At 60.2% G+C, this 14,331-nt stretch carries 14 protein-coding genes; 8 read left to right on the forward strand and 6 right to left on the reverse strand.

The window, feature by feature from the left end:
- Positions 1–70: 70 nt before the first annotated feature.
- A complete protein-coding gene (locus tag CKW26_RS22770; protein ID WP_016983621.1) occupies positions 71–958 on the reverse strand; it encodes a 3-keto-5-aminohexanoate cleavage protein in 888 nt (295 codons plus the stop codon).
- Positions 959–1,078: 120 nt separating this feature from the next.
- A complete protein-coding gene (locus tag CKW26_RS22775; protein ID WP_095050254.1) occupies positions 1,079–2,023 on the reverse strand; it encodes a choline ABC transporter substrate-binding protein in 945 nt (314 codons plus the stop codon).
- A gap of 207 nt (positions 2,024–2,230) precedes the next feature.
- Here CKW26_RS22775 and CKW26_RS22780 point away from each other — a divergent pair, with 207 nt between their 5' ends.
- Positions 2,231–3,175, forward strand: coding sequence for a GlxA family transcriptional regulator (locus tag CKW26_RS22780; protein WP_095050255.1), 945 nt, complete (start codon positions 2,231–2,233; stop codon positions 3,173–3,175).
- 121 nt (positions 3,176–3,296) lie between these two features.
- On the opposite strand, the gene CKW26_RS22785 is transcribed toward CKW26_RS22780, so the two are convergent.
- Positions 3,297–3,713: a DUF3010 family protein gene (locus tag CKW26_RS22785; protein WP_095050256.1), complete on the reverse strand. Its 417-nt coding sequence runs from the start codon at positions 3,711–3,713 to the stop codon at positions 3,297–3,299.
- Between the two features lie 229 nt (positions 3,714–3,942).
- On the opposite strand from CKW26_RS22785, the gene CKW26_RS22790 reads away from it, so the two are divergent.
- Entirely contained in the window at positions 3,943–4,908 is a 966-nt protein-coding gene (locus tag CKW26_RS22790) for a tyrosinase family protein (RefSeq protein WP_095050257.1), read from the forward strand.
- 63 nt (positions 4,909–4,971) lie between these two features.
- Here CKW26_RS22790 and CKW26_RS22795 read toward each other — a convergent pair whose 3' ends face one another.
- The 3 genes from CKW26_RS22795 to CKW26_RS22805 form a co-directional block, all read right to left on the reverse strand.
- Positions 4,972–5,295, reverse strand: a complete 324-nt coding sequence (locus CKW26_RS22795; RefSeq protein WP_095050258.1) for a helix-turn-helix domain-containing protein — start codon at positions 5,293–5,295, stop codon at positions 4,972–4,974.
- The gene (locus CKW26_RS22800) at positions 5,279–5,533 is read right to left on the reverse strand and encodes a type II toxin-antitoxin system RelE/ParE family toxin (RefSeq protein ID WP_095050259.1); all 255 of its coding nucleotides are present in this window, start codon (positions 5,531–5,533) and stop codon (positions 5,279–5,281) included. Before CKW26_RS22800 ends, CKW26_RS22795 begins: the two co-directional genes overlap by 17 nt.
- A 212-nt stretch (positions 5,534–5,745) precedes the next feature.
- Positions 5,746–6,147: a lysozyme inhibitor LprI family protein gene (locus CKW26_RS22805; RefSeq protein WP_077574880.1), complete on the reverse strand. Its 402-nt coding sequence runs from the start codon at positions 6,145–6,147 to the stop codon at positions 5,746–5,748.
- A gap of 234 nt (positions 6,148–6,381) precedes the next feature.
- On the opposite strand from CKW26_RS22805, the gene CKW26_RS22810 reads away from it, so the two are divergent.
- From CKW26_RS22810 to CKW26_RS22835, 6 genes are all read left to right on the forward strand, one after another.
- Complete coding sequence (locus CKW26_RS22810) at positions 6,382–7,359, forward strand: dipeptidase (protein WP_095050260.1); 978 nt, start codon at positions 6,382–6,384, stop codon at positions 7,357–7,359.
- 214 nt (positions 7,360–7,573) lie between these two features.
- Positions 7,574–8,104 carry a DUF5943 domain-containing protein gene (locus CKW26_RS22815; protein WP_008083165.1) on the forward strand — a complete coding sequence of 177 codons (531 nt, stop codon included), beginning with the start codon at positions 7,574–7,576 and terminating at the stop codon, positions 8,102–8,104.
- A gap of 15 nt (positions 8,105–8,119) precedes the next feature.
- Positions 8,120–10,180 (forward strand): dimethylglycine demethylation protein DgcA, encoded by a 2,061-nt coding sequence (gene dgcA, locus CKW26_RS22820; RefSeq protein WP_095050261.1) that lies wholly within the window; start codon positions 8,120–8,122, stop codon positions 10,178–10,180.
- 163 nt (positions 10,181–10,343) lie between these two features.
- Positions 10,344–12,293, forward strand: a complete 1,950-nt coding sequence (gene dgcB / locus CKW26_RS22825; RefSeq protein WP_095050262.1) for a dimethylglycine demethylation protein DgcB — start codon at positions 10,344–10,346, stop codon at positions 12,291–12,293.
- Positions 12,293–13,513 carry an electron transfer flavoprotein subunit alpha/FixB family protein gene (locus CKW26_RS22830; RefSeq protein WP_095050263.1) on the forward strand — a complete coding sequence of 407 codons (1,221 nt, stop codon included), beginning with the start codon at positions 12,293–12,295 and terminating at the stop codon, positions 13,511–13,513. The genes dgcB and CKW26_RS22830 overlap by 1 nt, the downstream gene beginning before the upstream one ends.
- A 9-nt stretch (positions 13,514–13,522) precedes the next feature.
- Entirely contained in the window at positions 13,523–14,293 is a 771-nt protein-coding gene (locus CKW26_RS22835) for an electron transfer flavoprotein subunit beta (protein ID WP_095050264.1), read from the forward strand.
- Positions 14,294–14,331 lie beyond the last annotated feature (38 nt).

The following is a 14,331-nucleotide window of genomic DNA, read 5'->3' on the forward strand; positions in this document are numbered from 1 at the left end:
TCGCAGCCTTCGGCAGCTCCTACAGGTGAAATTTGGGGGGCAGTTAGAGCCCCATTTTTTGAGCTGAGGGTTAACCGCGCTGGGTCAGGCCCATTTTCTTGCGGCCCTCGGCCGGGGTGAGCACCCGGGCGCCGAGGCGGCTGAGGATTTCGGTGGCGCGTTCGACCAGTTGGCCGTTGGTCGCCAGCACGCCCTTGTCCAGCCACAGGTTGTCTTCCAGCCCGACCCGCACGTTGCCGCCCAACAGCACCGCTTGCGCTGCCATTGGCATCTGCATACGGCCAATGCCAAACCCGGCCCACACCGCATCGGCGGGCAGGTTGTCGACCATGGCTTTCATCGTGGTGGTATCCGCCGGCGCGCCCCACGGGATGCCCAGGCACAGCTGGAACAACGGGTTATCGAGCAGACCTTCCTTGATCATCTGCTTGGCGAACCACAGGTGACCGGTGTCGAAAATCTCCAGCTCGGCCTTCACGCCCAGCTCGGTAATGCGCTTGGCGCCGGCACGCAGTTGCGCCGGAGTGGAGACATAAATGGTGTCGCCATCGCCGAAGTTCAGCGTGCCGCAATCGAGGGTGCAGATTTCCGGCAGCAACTCTTCAACGTGGGCGAGACGGGTCAGCGGGCCGACCAGATCGGTGTTCGGGCCGAACTCCATCGGGTTCTCGCCCGCGCCGATCTCCAGGTCGCCGCCCATACCGGCGGTGAGGTTGACGATGATGTCGACGTCGGCCTCGCGGATGCGCTCCATCACTTCGCGGTACAGCGCCACGTCGCGGCTGAACTTGCCGGTCTGCGGATCGCGCACATGGCAGTGCACAACCGTGGCGCCAGCCTTGGCCGCTTCAACGGCCGCCGCAGCGATTTGTTTCGGGGTGACCGGCACGTGTGGGCTCTTGGCGGTCGTGTCGCCAGCACCGGTGAGTGCGCAGGTGATGATGACGTCGTGGTTCATGGTGCGGTTTCCTTCAGGCGTGATGGGTCTGTCCGCAGCCCTTTTCCGGGCTGCGAAGCGTCGTTCAGTTCCCTCTCCCCTTGGGAGAGGGCTAGGGTGAGGGGCTTTTAAATGAGAGGGTTATTTGCTGGTCAGCTGCAGGTTTTCAGCCGCCGGTTTGCCATCGAACGTGGTCACACCTTCCAGCCAGCGCTGCTTGTCTTCCGGGTGATCCTTGAGCCATTGCTTGGCCGATTCGAAGGCGTCCTTGTGGTCGAGCAGCGGCTGCATCATCCGGCTCTCGTCCTCGGCGGTGAACGTCAGATTGGTCAGCAGGCGACCAATGTTCGGGCATTGCTCGGCGTATTTCGGCGCGGTCACTGTCCACACGGTGGCCATGCCTTCGTTCGGGCCGAGGGCGTCGTCGCTGCCGGTCAGATAAGTCATCTTGACGTTGACGTTCATCGGGTGCGGCGCCCAGCCGAAGAACACCACGGCCTCTTTGCGGCGCACGGCGCGGTCGACGGCGGCGAGCATGCCGGCCTCGCTCGACTCGACCAACTGGAACTTGCCGAGGCCGAACTGGTTCTTGGCGATCATCGCCTTGATCTGCGTGTTGGCGCCCGAGCCTGGCTCGATGCCGTAGATCTTGCCGCCCAGTTCTTTTTCGAACTTGGCAATGTCGGCGAAGGTTTTCAGGCCCTTGTCGGCCAGATAAGTCGGCACGGCGAGGGTCGCACGGGCATCTTTCAGGCTTGGCGCTTCGAGGACTTTGACCTGATTGGCGTCGACGAACGGGGTGATGGTCTGGGTCATCAGCGGGTTCCAGTAACCGAGGAACAGGTCCAGGCGCTGATCGCGGATCCCGGCGAAGATGATTTGCTGGGACGCACTGGTTTGTTTGGTGTTGTAGCCGAGGCCGTCGAGCAGGACCTGGGTCATGGCACTGGTGGCGATCACGTCGGTCCAGTTGACCACGCCCATGCGCACGTTCTGGCACGAGGCGGGTTCGGCCGCCATGACGCTGGCGCTCAAGAAAGCGGTACCGCTGAGTGCAAGAACACAGCTGCTGATCAGTCGTTTCATGTCGGGTTCCTCGGCAGGTCGTTTATTGTGAGTTCCGGTGTCTGATGCGCCGGTGATGCAAAGTTACGCAGCTGTGGGCCGGTGAAAGCGCACTGCGGCGACTGGCATTTGCACTGTAGCGACCTGTGCCCTTGAACGCCGACGACAATCGGCGTATCAACGAGCCACGCTACCCTCCCTCTCGTTACCCGCGAATCGAGTGCGCACATGTCCCAGGATTTCTACTTCTTGCTGATGCCGGGGTTCTCCGCCATCGGTTTTATTTCCGCAATTGAACCGCTGCGTGTGGCCAACCGCTTTCGTGGCGAGTTGTACCGCTGGCATGTGTTGAGTGCCGATGGCGGGGCGGTGCTGGCGAGCAACGGCATGTCGGTCAACGCCGACGCGGCGCTGGAGCCGTTGAAGAAAGGCGCGACGCTGCTGGTGGTGGCCGGGTTTGAACCACTGAAGTTCGCCACGCCAACCCTTGAACACTGGTTGCGGCGGCTGGATAACGAAGGCGTGACCCTTGGTGCCATTGACACCGGCAGCTTCGTCCTCGCCGAAGCCGGTTTGCTCGACGGCCATCGCTTGACGCTGCACTGGGAAGCGATCGATGCGTTCAAGGAATCTTATCCACAGCTCAGCGTCACTCAGGAGCTGTTCGAGATCGACCGTCGGCGCATCACCTCAGCGGGCGGCACCGCCTCCATCGATTTAATGCTCGATCTGATCGCCCAGGCCCATGGGGCGCAACTGGCGATTCAGGTCAGCGAGCAATTTGTGCTGGGGCGAATTCGACCGCGAAAAGATCACCAGCGCATGGAAGTGGCCACGCGTTACGGGATCAGCAACAAGAAACTGGTGCAGGTGATTGGCGAGATGGAGCAGCACAGCGAACCGCCGCTGACTACGCTGCAATTGGCGGAATCGATCAAGGTCACGCGGCGGCAACTGGAGCGCTTGTTCCGGCTGCACCTGAACGACACGCCGAGCAATTTCTACCTGCGTCTGCGCCTGGAAAAGGCCCGGCAACTGCTGCGCCAGACTGACATGAGCGTGCTCGAAGTCAGCATCGCCTGCGGCTTCGAATCGCCGTCGTACTTCACCCGCAGTTACCGCGCAAAATTCGCCCGCTGTCCCCGCGAAGACCGCCGTACCGCCCAGGCCTGAATGGATGTACCCAAAACCCCTGTAGGAGTGAGCCTGCTCGCGATAGCGGTAAGTCAGACAACACTGATGTCGACTGACACTTCGTCATCGCGAGCAGGCTCACTCCTACAGTTTGATCGCGTTACTTCTTCACCAACGCCGAACACGCAGCCTTATAAGCCTCATGCTGATACTTGTTCAGCGTCCCCGGCAGTTCGAAATTATGCTTCTTCGCCTGCGCATTGATCGTCTGCGGCGACAACAACGTCACTTCACAGCCATCCAGCAGCTGCAAAATCCCCTCAATCTTGAAAGTGGTCGGCCCGCCGGCAAACTCACCCTTCTTGCTGCGCTTCTTGATCGCAATCCGGTCAACCGAATTCTCCCGCACAAACGACGCCACCTGCGCCGCGAACAACTTCACGTTGGCCGCTTCGTCATCGTCTTCGAGGGCGATTTTCTTGGTGGCAAGGGGAATGTGGCTCAAGGTCGAACCGTCGAGAGCGGCCACGGCGATGATCGCTTCGCTGCCTTTGATTTCGATGCCGCAGATGTTCATGGGCGAGTGACCTTATGAGCGAATTGGATGGCAGTCATGTTGACGCAGTCGGGCGGTCAAGTCACTCGCGTCGGTGCCCCAGCGGTGCAATACCGCTGGTCGGAATTCGTTACTGACCTGTAATTTCTGACAGTAGACGGCCTTCCGGCAGGCGCCTAGCTTGGTTGCCGGGGGATTGGGACGATTATCGTCCTTTCCCATTCGTGACCTCGCTCAAGGGACTGAAGACATGAAACTACGCAAGAACATTCGCTCATTGACCCAAAACGAAAAAACCAACTTCGTCGCCGCCTGCCTCCAGCTCAAACAGTCAGGTCAATATGACGAGTATGTACACCTGCATCACCAAGTCATGAAGCCTACAGTTCTGCCACATGAACCAAACGATCCAAACTACCGCAATGGCGCCCATCGGGGGCCTTCATTCCTGCCATGGCACCGCGCGTTTTTGCTGAAGTTCGAAAATGACCTTCAGGCGATTGACCCCTCCATCACGATTCCGTACTGGAACTGGACCGAAGATGCTGCCGACCCGCTCAACTCTCCGGTATGGGCTGAGGATTTCATGGGCGGTAATGGTGTTGAAGGCGATGACTGGCGTGTCGCAACCGGTCGGTTTGCCTTTAAGCATGGACAATGGCCGGTTCCCTCCTATCCGGATGACGATTTGCCAGGTCCTGGTTTGAAGCGCCAGTTCGGGCTGGTCGTGAACTCATTGCCGACCCCGGAAGATCTGCAAATGGCCTTGCGTGAAAGTCTTTACGACACCCCGCCTTATGATTCAGGCCCGACTGTGCGCGGCTTCCGAAATCGTCTGGAAGGCTGGATCACCCAGCGCGGTGATCCGCAGGTAACCACTGCGGGTTCACAACTGCATAATCGCGTCCACCTCTGGGTGGGCGGCAATATGTTGCCGATGACCTCTCCAGATGATCCGGTGTTCTTCCTTCATCACTGCTTTGTCGACAAAGTGTGGGCAGACTGGCAGTCGCTGATGCTCCAGAGCAACGAACGTTGGGCGCCGCATTACGCGCCGCTGATCAATGGTCCGAAGGGACATAACTACGATGATGTGCTCGAGCCGTTTGCGCAGTCTGCTCGGAATGTGAGCGACATTACTGACTTGGGGTATGAGTATGAGGCGCCACGTCTGATCCTCGATCATGTGAAACCTCGTTCTCCATTTCACGACTGATGCTGGCATCGGGTGGCGGTGTGAATGCCTGGCTTTTGCAGCAGGCAAACACGCCGTTACCGGCTAGAGCTCAAGCTGCTCAGAGGTGATTCCAAAGGCCGCCGCAATCTTTTCGCGAGTTGCTTTTCGTGGCTTGGACACCGTTTCCTGTTGAGCAAACGCCGGTTGCGAAATGCCCATGCGTTTGGCGACTTCTTCCTGAGTCAGGTTTAGGTATTCGCGCCAGGCACGGATCGGTGTCGCTCCGTCGACCATCCGACTGACCACTTCATGGGGAATCAGATCGGGCTGCATTTTCTGCGCGACATATTGCGCATAGGGAATGACCACGAAGGCCGGTTTGCCCTCGGCGTCGTTGATGATTTGGATGTCAGTAGGTGCGTTCATCGCGTTTTTTGACCTCTTGAATACTGACCACTTTGATTGCGCCGTCCCAGTCGAACATGACCCGATAGTTGCCGACTCGCAATCGGTAAGCATATTCATGTCCAACCAATGATTTGACGTTGCCGACATTAGGCATGTTAGCGAGCGCCGTGATGGCATCACGAACCTGTCCTTGATGAGCGCAGTGCAATTTCAGGAGTTGCTTAACGGCCTTTCGTGTCCAGTGGATGCTGTTCATGGAAGAATATAAGTCTTTTATAAGATTCGCGAATCTTTGCTTATATTTTCAAGGCGGCCAATCAAGAACAGTTGTCAGGATATTGCGTGAAGCGCCCGTAGATCGGGGCTTTCACGCAATAGGTGTAGGCGAAGTCGGCATGTGCCGTAAGAAGAAGAGATTCACGAGGCAATTGCAGAAAGCAGTGCCAATTTTCCTTCAAATTTTGAGGACTATTCCTGCCCAATCGACTCCAAAAACTCCGACCGTTCATCACTCATCCGCGCCACGCAATCATTCTGCGCAATCGTGAACGCCTTGCTCCCCGCCGTAGCCGGGAACGCCTCCACCGCACAATCCGCGTCCCGCGTCTTCAACCACTGCTGCTGAGCCGTCTTGATCTTGGCGGTAATGTCCGCCAATTGCGTCGGGTTCTTGCCATACGCCGTCTGCATGCGTTCGTTGAGGCTGGCGTAGTTGTCCTTGAGCAGGTCTTCTGCAGTAGTGCGGCTGTAGGTCGAGCATTCCAGGGTCTGGACGTCGTTTTCGACGGCGTCGCACGGGTTGTTGTCGGACTCTTCAGCGGCGTGTACGCCGGTCGCAAGCAAAGCCAAAGCCAGGAAGATCGATTTCATTGTTGTCGCCGCTCTAATCCAGTGGTGTTTCCAAGATGGGCCAGATTCTGGCTCAAGCTGGCGGGCTTGAACAGGTAGCTGATCGGGGCGCCTGGCGACCCTTTGTCGCGGATTGACGCTTTCGGCAATTCCCCTGTCGTTTTTGCACCCGGTCGCCCCGGCACCGAGGCATATGCTGGCCCCAAAGCGCCGGCAGACGATTCGGCGCATGAATCGCCAATAAGGGGACGCCTGATGAGCCCAGCCGAATTACACGCCGACAGCATCGTTATCGACGGTCTGATCATTGCCAAATGGAACCGCGAGCTGTTCGAAGACATGCGCAAGGGCGGTCTGACGGCGGCCAACTGCACTGTTTCGGTGTGGGAAGGCTTTCAGGCGACCGTGAACAACATCGCTGCCAGCCAGAAGCTGATCCGCGAAAACAGCGACCTGGTGATGCCAGTGCGCACCACTGCCGACATCCGTCGCGCCAAGGAACAAGGCAAGACCGGCATCCTCTTCGGCTTCCAGAATGCTCACGCGTTTGAAGACCAGATCGGCTATGTCGAGGTGTTCAAACAGCTCGGCGTCGGCATCGTGCAGATGTGCTACAACACCCAGAATCTGGTCGGCACCGGTTGCTACGAGCGTGACGGCGGCCTGTCGGGTTTCGGTCGCGAAATCGTCGCCGAGATGAACCGCGTTGGCGTCATGTGCGACTTGTCCCACGTCGGTTCCAAGACTTCCGAAGAAGTCATCCTCGAATCGAAAAAACCGGTCTGCTATTCCCACTGCCTGCCGTCGGGTCTCAAAGAGCACCCGCGCAACAAGTCCGATGCAGAACTGAAGTTCATTGCCGACCACGGCGGTTTCGTCGGCGTGACCATGTTCGCGCCGTTCCTCGCCAAGGGCATCGATTCGACCATCGACGACTACGCCGAAGCCATCGAATACGTAATGAACATCGTTGGCGAAGATTCCATCGGCATCGGCACCGATTTCACCCAGGGTCACGGTCAGGACTTCTTCGAATACCTGACCCACGACAAGGGCTACGCCCGCCGTCTGACCAGCTTCGGCAAGATCATCAACCCGCTGGGCATCCGCACCGTCGGCGAGTTCCCGAACCTGACCGAAACCCTGCTCAAGCGCGGCCACTCCGAGCGCGTCGTGCGCAAGATCATGGGCGAAAACTGGGTGAACGTCCTCAAAGACGTCTGGGGCGAATGAATAACTCTGGAGCCTACTCCGCTCGCCGATAGCTGCGTCAGGTCCTCGCGCCAAACTCGCCGTACGTCCCGTACTGTCTCGCTTGTCGCTCCGGTCCTTCCTTGCTCTCGACGTGCTCGCTACGGCTCCAAAGTCATTCATACGGCTTGTTTATAAGAGCAGAGCAAAAGCTTTGCTCGGCACCAACCACGAATTTTTCTGGAGTTAAGTTTCCATGGCCAAGATCGCCCCGCAATTGCCAATCGAAGTCGACAGCGAGACCGGTGTCTGGACCTCCGACGCCCTGCCAATGCTGTACGTACCGCGTCACTTCTTCGTCAACAACCACATGGGCATCGAAGAGGTTTTGGGCGCTGAAGCTTATGCCGAGATCCTCTACAAGGCCGGCTACAAGTCCGCCTGGCACTGGTGCGAGAAAGAAGCTGAATGCCACGGCCTGGAAGGCGTCGCGGTATTCGAGCATTACATGAAGCGCCTGTCGCAGCGCGGCTGGGGCCTGTTCAAGATTCAGGACATCGACCTCGACAAAGGCACTGCCAGCGTCAAGCTCGAACACTCGGCATTCGTCTACGTCTACGGCAAGGTCGGGCGCAAAGTCGATTACATGTTTACCGGTTGGTTTGCCGGGGCCATGGATCAGATTCTTGAGGCTCGCGGCAGCAAGATTCGCACCGTCGCCGAGCAAGTCTACGGTGGCTCCGAAGAAGGCCACGACGACGGCCTGTTCACCGTCAAGCCGTTGTAAGTCGAGGAACCCGCCATGGCTTTCGAAGCAATGTTCCAGCCGATCCAGATCGGTAAACTGACCATCCGCAACCGCGTGCTCAGCACCGCGCACGCTGAGGTCTACGCAACGGACGGCGGCATGACCACCGACCGCTACGTCAAATACTACGAAGAGAAAGCCAAGGGCGGCATCGGCCTGGCGATTTGCGGCGGCTCCTCTGTGGTCGCCATCGACAGCCCGCAGGAATGGTGGAGCTCGGTGAATTTGTCCACCGACCGCATCATTCCGCATTTCCAGAACCTGGCCGATGCCATGCACAAGCATGGCGCTAAAATCATGATTCAGATTACCCACATGGGCCGGCGCTCGCGCTGGGACGGCTTCAACTGGCCGACGCTGATGTCGCCCTCGGGCATCCGTGAACCGGTACACCGCGCCACCTGCAAAACCATCGAGCCGGAAGAAATCTGGCGGGTGATTGGCAACTATGCCCAGGCGGCGCGTCGGGCCAAGGCCGGTGGTCTCGACGGCGTTGAGCTGTCAGCGGTGCACCAGCACATGATCGACCAGTTCTGGAGCCCGCGCGTCAACAAGCGTACCGACGAATGGGGCGGCACCTTCGAAGGCCGGATGAAGTTCGGTCTGGAAGTGCTGAAAGCCGTGCGCGCCGAGGTCGGTGACGACTTCTGCGTGGGCATGCGTATCTGCGGTGACGAGTTCCACCCGGACGGCTTGTCCCACGAGGACATGAAGCAGATCGCTAAGTACTACGACGACACCGGCATGCTCGACTTCCTCGGTGTTGTCGGCTCGGGTTGTGACACTCACAACACCCTGGCCAACGTGATTCCGAACATGAGTTATCCACCGGAGCCGTTCCTGCATCTGGCCGCCGGGATCAAGGAAGTGGTCAAGGTGCCGGTGCTGCACGCACAGAACATCAAGGATCCGAACCAGGCCACGCGCATCCTTGAAGGCGGTTACGTCGACATGGTCGGCATGACCCGCGCGCACATTGCTGACCCGCACCTGATCGCCAAGATCAAGATGGGCCAGATCGACCAGATCAAACAGTGCGTCGGCGCCAACTATTGCATCGACCGCCAGTATCAAGGCCTCGACGTGCTGTGCATCCAGAATGCTGCAACGTCCCGTGAATACATGGGCGTGCCGCACATCATCGAGAAATCCACCGGGCCGAAGCGCAAAGTGGTGATCGTCGGTGCCGGCCCTGCCGGGATGGAAGCGGCACGGGTTGCTGCCGAGCGTGGCCACGACGTGACCCTGTTCGAGAAGAAGGAATTCATCGGCGGACAGATCACCACCGCATCGAAAGCGCCGCAGCGTGACCAGATCGCCGGTATTACCCGTTGGTTCCAACTGGAACTGGCGCGGCTGAAAGTCGATTTGCGCCTGGGCACGGCAGCTGATGCCGACACCATCATGGACTTGCGTCCGGACGTGGTGGTGCTGGCGGTCGGCGGGCATCCGTACCTGGAACAGAACGAACACTGGGGCGCCGCCGAAGGGCTGGTGGTCAGCAGCTGGGACGTGCTCGACGGCAAGGTCGCGCCGGGCAAGAACGTGCTGGTCTACGACACCATTTGCGAGTTCACCGGGATGTCGGTTGCTGACTTCCTCGCCGACAAAGGCAGCCAGGTCGAGATTGTCACCGACGACATCAAACCGGGCGTGGCCATCGGCGGTACGTCGTTCCCGACCTACTACCGCAGCATGTACCCGAAAGAAGTGATCATGACCGGCGACATGATGCTGGAGAAGGTTTACCGCGAAGGCGACAAACTGGTCGCGGTGCTGGAAAACGAATACACCGGCGCCAAAGAGGAGCGGGTGGTCGACCAGGTGGTGGTGGAGAACGGCGTGCGTCCGGATGAAGAAATCTACTACGCGCTCAAAGAGGGTTCGCGCAACAAGGGCCAGATCGACGTTGAAGCGTTGTTCGCGATCCAGCCGCAACCTTCGCTGAGCACCACCGGCGACGGCTACTTGCTGTTCCGCATCGGCGACTGCGTGGCGCAGCGCAACACCCACGCCGCGATCTACGACGCCCTGCGGCTCTGCAAGGATTTCTAAGGGCTAGTGAACCGATCGTTCCCGCGCTCTGCGTGGGAATGCCGCAATGGACGCTCTGCGTCCGCTTGGGACGCGGAGCGTCCCGGGATGCATTCCCACGCAGAGCGTGGGAACGATCATTGAACGCCGTGTTTCTCCAGGTTGTACTGGTGGGAGCTTCACCATGTTGAACACCCTTCTTCCAATCCTGTTGTTCGCAGCTATCGGGCTTGGTGTCCTCGGCGCGTTGCGGCGGGTAGCGATGTGGCGCCGGGGCCGGGCCTCGAAGGTCGATCTGATCGGCGGCCTGTTCGCCATGCCCAAGCGCTACATGGTCGATTTGCACCATGTCGTGGCGCGGGACAAATACATCGCCAACACCCACGTGGCCACGGCCGGCGGTGCGGTGGCGTCGATTGTGCTGGCGCTGCTGGTGCACGGTTTCGGCCTGCATAACCGCATACTCGGTTACGCCTTGCTGCTGATGACGGCGGTGATGTTCGTCGGTGCGATCTTCGTTTATCTGCGTCGGCGCAACCCGCCGGCGCGGCTGTCGAAAGGCCCGTGGATGCGCCTGCCGAAAAGCCTGCTGGCGTTCTCGGCGTCGTTCTTTCTGCTGACCTTGCCGGTGGCCGGGATTCTTCCGGAAAACTTTGGCGGCTGGATACTCGCGGTCATCCTCGGGATCGGCGTGTTGTGGGGCGTGTCGGAACTGTTCTTCGGCATGACCTGGGGCGGGCCGATGAAACACGCCTTTGCCGGTGCCTTGCACTTGGCGTGGCACCGTCGCGCTGAACGTTTTGGTGGTGGTCGTTCCACCGGCCTCAAACCGCTGGATCTCAATGATCCTTCAGCGCCATTAGGGGTAGAGAAACCCAAGGATTTCACCTGGAACCAGTTGCTCGGTTTCGACGCCTGCGTGCAGTGCGGCAAGTGCGAAGCGGCGTGCCCGGCGTTCGCTGCCGGTCAGCCGCTGAACCCGAAGAAACTGATTCAGGACATGGTCGTCGGTCTCGCCGGTGGCACCGATGCGAAGTTCGCCGGCAGCCCGTATCCCGGCAAACCAGTGGGCGAACACAGCGGTAATCCACATCAACCGATCGTTAACGGTCTGGTCGACGCCGAAACCCTGTGGTCGTGCACCACCTGCCGTGCCTGCGTCGAGGAGTGCCCGATGATGATCGAGCACGTCGACGCCATCGTCGACATGCGCCGGCACCTGACCCTGGAAAAAGGCGCGACCCCGAATAAGGGCGCCGAGGTCCTCGAAAACCTGATCGCCACCGACAACCCAGGCGGTTTCGCCCCGGGCGGGCGGATGAACTGGGCGGCGGATCTGAACCTCAATCTGCTTAGCGAGAAGAAATCCACCGACGTACTGTTCTGGGTCGGCGACGGTGCCTTCGACATGCGCAACCAGCGCACTTTGCGCGCGTTCGTCAAAGTGCTGAAAGCGGCGAAAATCGACTTCGCCGTGTTGGGGCTGGAAGAACGTGACAGTGGCGACGTGGCCCGCCGTCTCGGCGATGAAGCAACCTTCCAGTTGCTCGCCAAGCGCAACATCCAGACCCTGGCCAAATACAGCTTCAACCGCATCGTTACCTGCGATCCGCATAGCTTCCATGTGTTGAAAAACGAGTACGGCGCGTTCGACGGCAACTATCTGGTGCAACACCACAGCACCTACATGGCGGAAATTATTCAGGCCGGTGCGTTGAACCTCGGTCAGCACAAAGGCAACAGCGTGACCTATCACGACCCGTGCTACCTCGGTCGTTACAACGGCGAGTACGAAGCGCCGCGCGAAGTGCTGCGTGCCCTCGGTATTGAAGTCAAAGAGATGCAACGTTCCGGCTTCCGTTCGCGCTGCTGCGGCGGCGGTGGCGGGGCGCCGATCACCGACATTCCGGGTAAGCAACGGATTCCTGATATGCGCATGGAAGACATCCGCGAGACCGGCGCCGAACTGGTGGCGGTGGGTTGTCCACAGTGCACGGCGATGCTCGAAGGCGTGGTCGAACCGCGGCCGCTGATCAAGGACATCGCCGAACTGGTCGCCGACGCGCTGCTCGAAGACGCCGCGCCAAGCAAGCCTGCCACTCCGGCCAAACGTGAACCTGCGGAGGCCCACTGATGAGCGACATTATCCGCCGCGACCCGCGCGCCGAATGGATTGCGCGTAACCGCCTGCACCCGCTGCACGCGGCCATGCAACCGGCGCAACACAGCTGGATGGGGCCCAACGGCGTCATTCGCAAGAATCTGCATGGCATCGGTTTTATCGGCCCCAACGGCATCAAGCGTATCGACCGCAGCGGCGCGCAACAGGGCGGGGCGGTCAAACGCTCGGCGGCTGTGGAAGTGCAATTGCCGCTGCATCAGGTGCCCGCGCCGGCGTTCTATATCAGTGTGGTTCCGGACATGGTCGGCGGCCGCCTGAGCAGCCACGATCGCGACTTGCTCGGCCTCGCTCATCAGCTCGCCGGCAATGACGGCGCGGTGCTGGCGGTGGTCTTTGGCGAGCATAAGGAAAACGCTTTCGCGACCGCTGGCGTCGATCGCTTGCTGGTACTCGAGGGCGAAGCCTTTAGTGGTTATGCACCGGAGCAACGGGTGCAAGGTTTGCGCGCTGTGGATAACCAGTTCAACCCGCGTCATTGGTTGCTGCCGGACAGCCGCAGCGGTGGCGGTGAACTCGGTCGACGCTTTGCGGCGGCATTGGGCGAGCGCCCGGCGACACGGGTCTGGCAGGTCAAGGATCAGGAATGCATCGGCCGCGCTGGCGCGGGGCTGCAAGACCTTGCCCGTCCCGTCGCACGGTTGATTCTGGCGGCGGCCGAATGCGCGGAGCCGGTCAGTGAAACCCGTCACGAAGCGTTGCCGGTGGAGTTATCCACAAGTGTCGCTCGTAGCCTGTCGCGGATTGAAGATCTCGGCGCCGTTGCGGTCGACCCGGCAGCGATTCCGATGGCCGAAGCGGAGTTCATTTTCTCCGGCGGCAACGGCGTCAAGGACTGGGCACTGTTCCACGAAACGGCGGCGGCACTCGGCGCTACCGAAGGTGCGTCGCGGGTGGCGGTGGACGATGGCTTCATGGCCCGTGATCGCCAGGTCGGTGCGTCCGGCACCTGGGTTACCGCGCGGGTGTATGTTGCGGTGGGGATTTCCGGGGCGATCCAGCACCTGCAAGGCATTGGTGCCTGTGACAAGGTGGTGGCGATCAACCTCGATCCGGGTTGCGACATGATCAAGCGTGCAGACCTCTCTGTGATCGGCGAGAGCGCAGAGATTCTTCAGGCGTTGATCGAGGCGGTGGCGGCTTACCGCAACGAAGCCAAGCGCGATGCGGCTTAAGGAAACGCTATGAACACGAAAGTAATCAGTCTGGTTTCAATCGGCGCTCACCCTACTTCCGGGCGGCCACGCCGCGCTGATCAGGACGCGCGCGCCGTGGAACTGGGTTTGCAACTGGCTGGGGATAACTTGCAAGTGCTGCATTCCGGCGACGTTGCGGAGCCGGCGTTGCGCGCCTATCTGGGCATGGGTCTTGAGCAGATGCATGTGCTGGAGCAACCGGCTGGTGCCGATGCGCTGCCGGCGCTGACCGCGTATCTGCGTGATGCCGGTGCGCAGGTGGTGCTGACCGGCAGCCAGGCAGAGACCGGTGAAGGTTCGGGGATGTTGCCGTTCTTGCTGGCGGAAGGTCTGGGCTGGCCGCTGGTGGTGGGACTGGCGCAGGTCGAGTCGATCAATGACGGTTCAGCACTGGTGCTGCAAGCGTTGCCGCGCGGGCAACGGCGCCGGTTGAAAGTGAAGCTGCCGTTTCTGGCGACTGTGGATAACGCCGCGCCGAAACCTCGGCAGAGTGCCTACGGGCCGGCGCGACGCGGGGTCTTGCAGGCTGACGACGTCGAAGTGGTGGACGATGAGTTGCTCGCGGTTGCTACTTTGCAACCGGCCAAGCCACGGCCGAAACGCTTGAAGGTGATCAAGGCCAAGAGTGGGGCGGACCGGATGAAGGCCGCGACGGCCAAGGCCAGTGGCGGCGGGGGGCAGGTGCTCAAGGGTGTTACTGCACAGGCTGGCGCTGAAGCGATTCTCAAGTTGCTGATTGAAGAAGGTGTGGTTCGCTGAAAAGCCCCTCACCCTAGCCCTCTCCCGGAGGGAGAGGG

The sequence above is a fragment of the Pseudomonas sp. Irchel s3h9 genome (assembly GCF_900187475.1).
GTDB lineage: Bacteria > Pseudomonadota > Gammaproteobacteria > Pseudomonadales > Pseudomonadaceae > Aquipseudomonas > Aquipseudomonas neuropathica.

Coding starts and splice junctions, on each gene's coding strand:
- CKW26_RS22770 (WP_016983621.1), bottom strand. CDS start 958: ATGAACCACGACGTCATCATCACCTGCGCACTCACCGGTGCTGGCGAC.
- CKW26_RS22775 (WP_095050254.1), bottom strand. CDS start 2,023: ATGAAACGACTGATCAGCAGCTGTGTTCTTGCACTCAGCGGTACCGCT.
- CKW26_RS22780 (WP_095050255.1), top strand. CDS start 2,231: ATGTCCCAGGATTTCTACTTCTTGCTGATGCCGGGGTTCTCCGCCATC.
- CKW26_RS22785 (WP_095050256.1), bottom strand. CDS start 3,713: ATGAACATCTGCGGCATCGAAATCAAAGGCAGCGAAGCGATCATCGCC.
- CKW26_RS22790 (WP_095050257.1), top strand. CDS start 3,943: ATGAAACTACGCAAGAACATTCGCTCATTGACCCAAAACGAAAAAACC.
- CKW26_RS22795 (WP_095050258.1), bottom strand. CDS start 5,295: ATGAACGCACCTACTGACATCCAAATCATCAACGACGCCGAGGGCAAA.
- CKW26_RS22800 (WP_095050259.1), bottom strand. CDS start 5,533: ATGAACAGCATCCACTGGACACGAAAGGCCGTTAAGCAACTCCTGAAA.
- CKW26_RS22805 (WP_077574880.1), bottom strand. CDS start 6,147: ATGAAATCGATCTTCCTGGCTTTGGCTTTGCTTGCGACCGGCGTACAC.
- CKW26_RS22810 (WP_095050260.1), top strand. CDS start 6,382: ATGAGCCCAGCCGAATTACACGCCGACAGCATCGTTATCGACGGTCTG.
- CKW26_RS22815 (WP_008083165.1), top strand. CDS start 7,574: ATGGCCAAGATCGCCCCGCAATTGCCAATCGAAGTCGACAGCGAGACC.
- dgcA (WP_095050261.1), top strand. CDS start 8,120: ATGGCTTTCGAAGCAATGTTCCAGCCGATCCAGATCGGTAAACTGACC.
- dgcB (WP_095050262.1), top strand. CDS start 10,344: ATGTTGAACACCCTTCTTCCAATCCTGTTGTTCGCAGCTATCGGGCTT.
- CKW26_RS22830 (WP_095050263.1), top strand. CDS start 12,293: ATGAGCGACATTATCCGCCGCGACCCGCGCGCCGAATGGATTGCGCGT.
- CKW26_RS22835 (WP_095050264.1), top strand. CDS start 13,523: ATGAACACGAAAGTAATCAGTCTGGTTTCAATCGGCGCTCACCCTACT.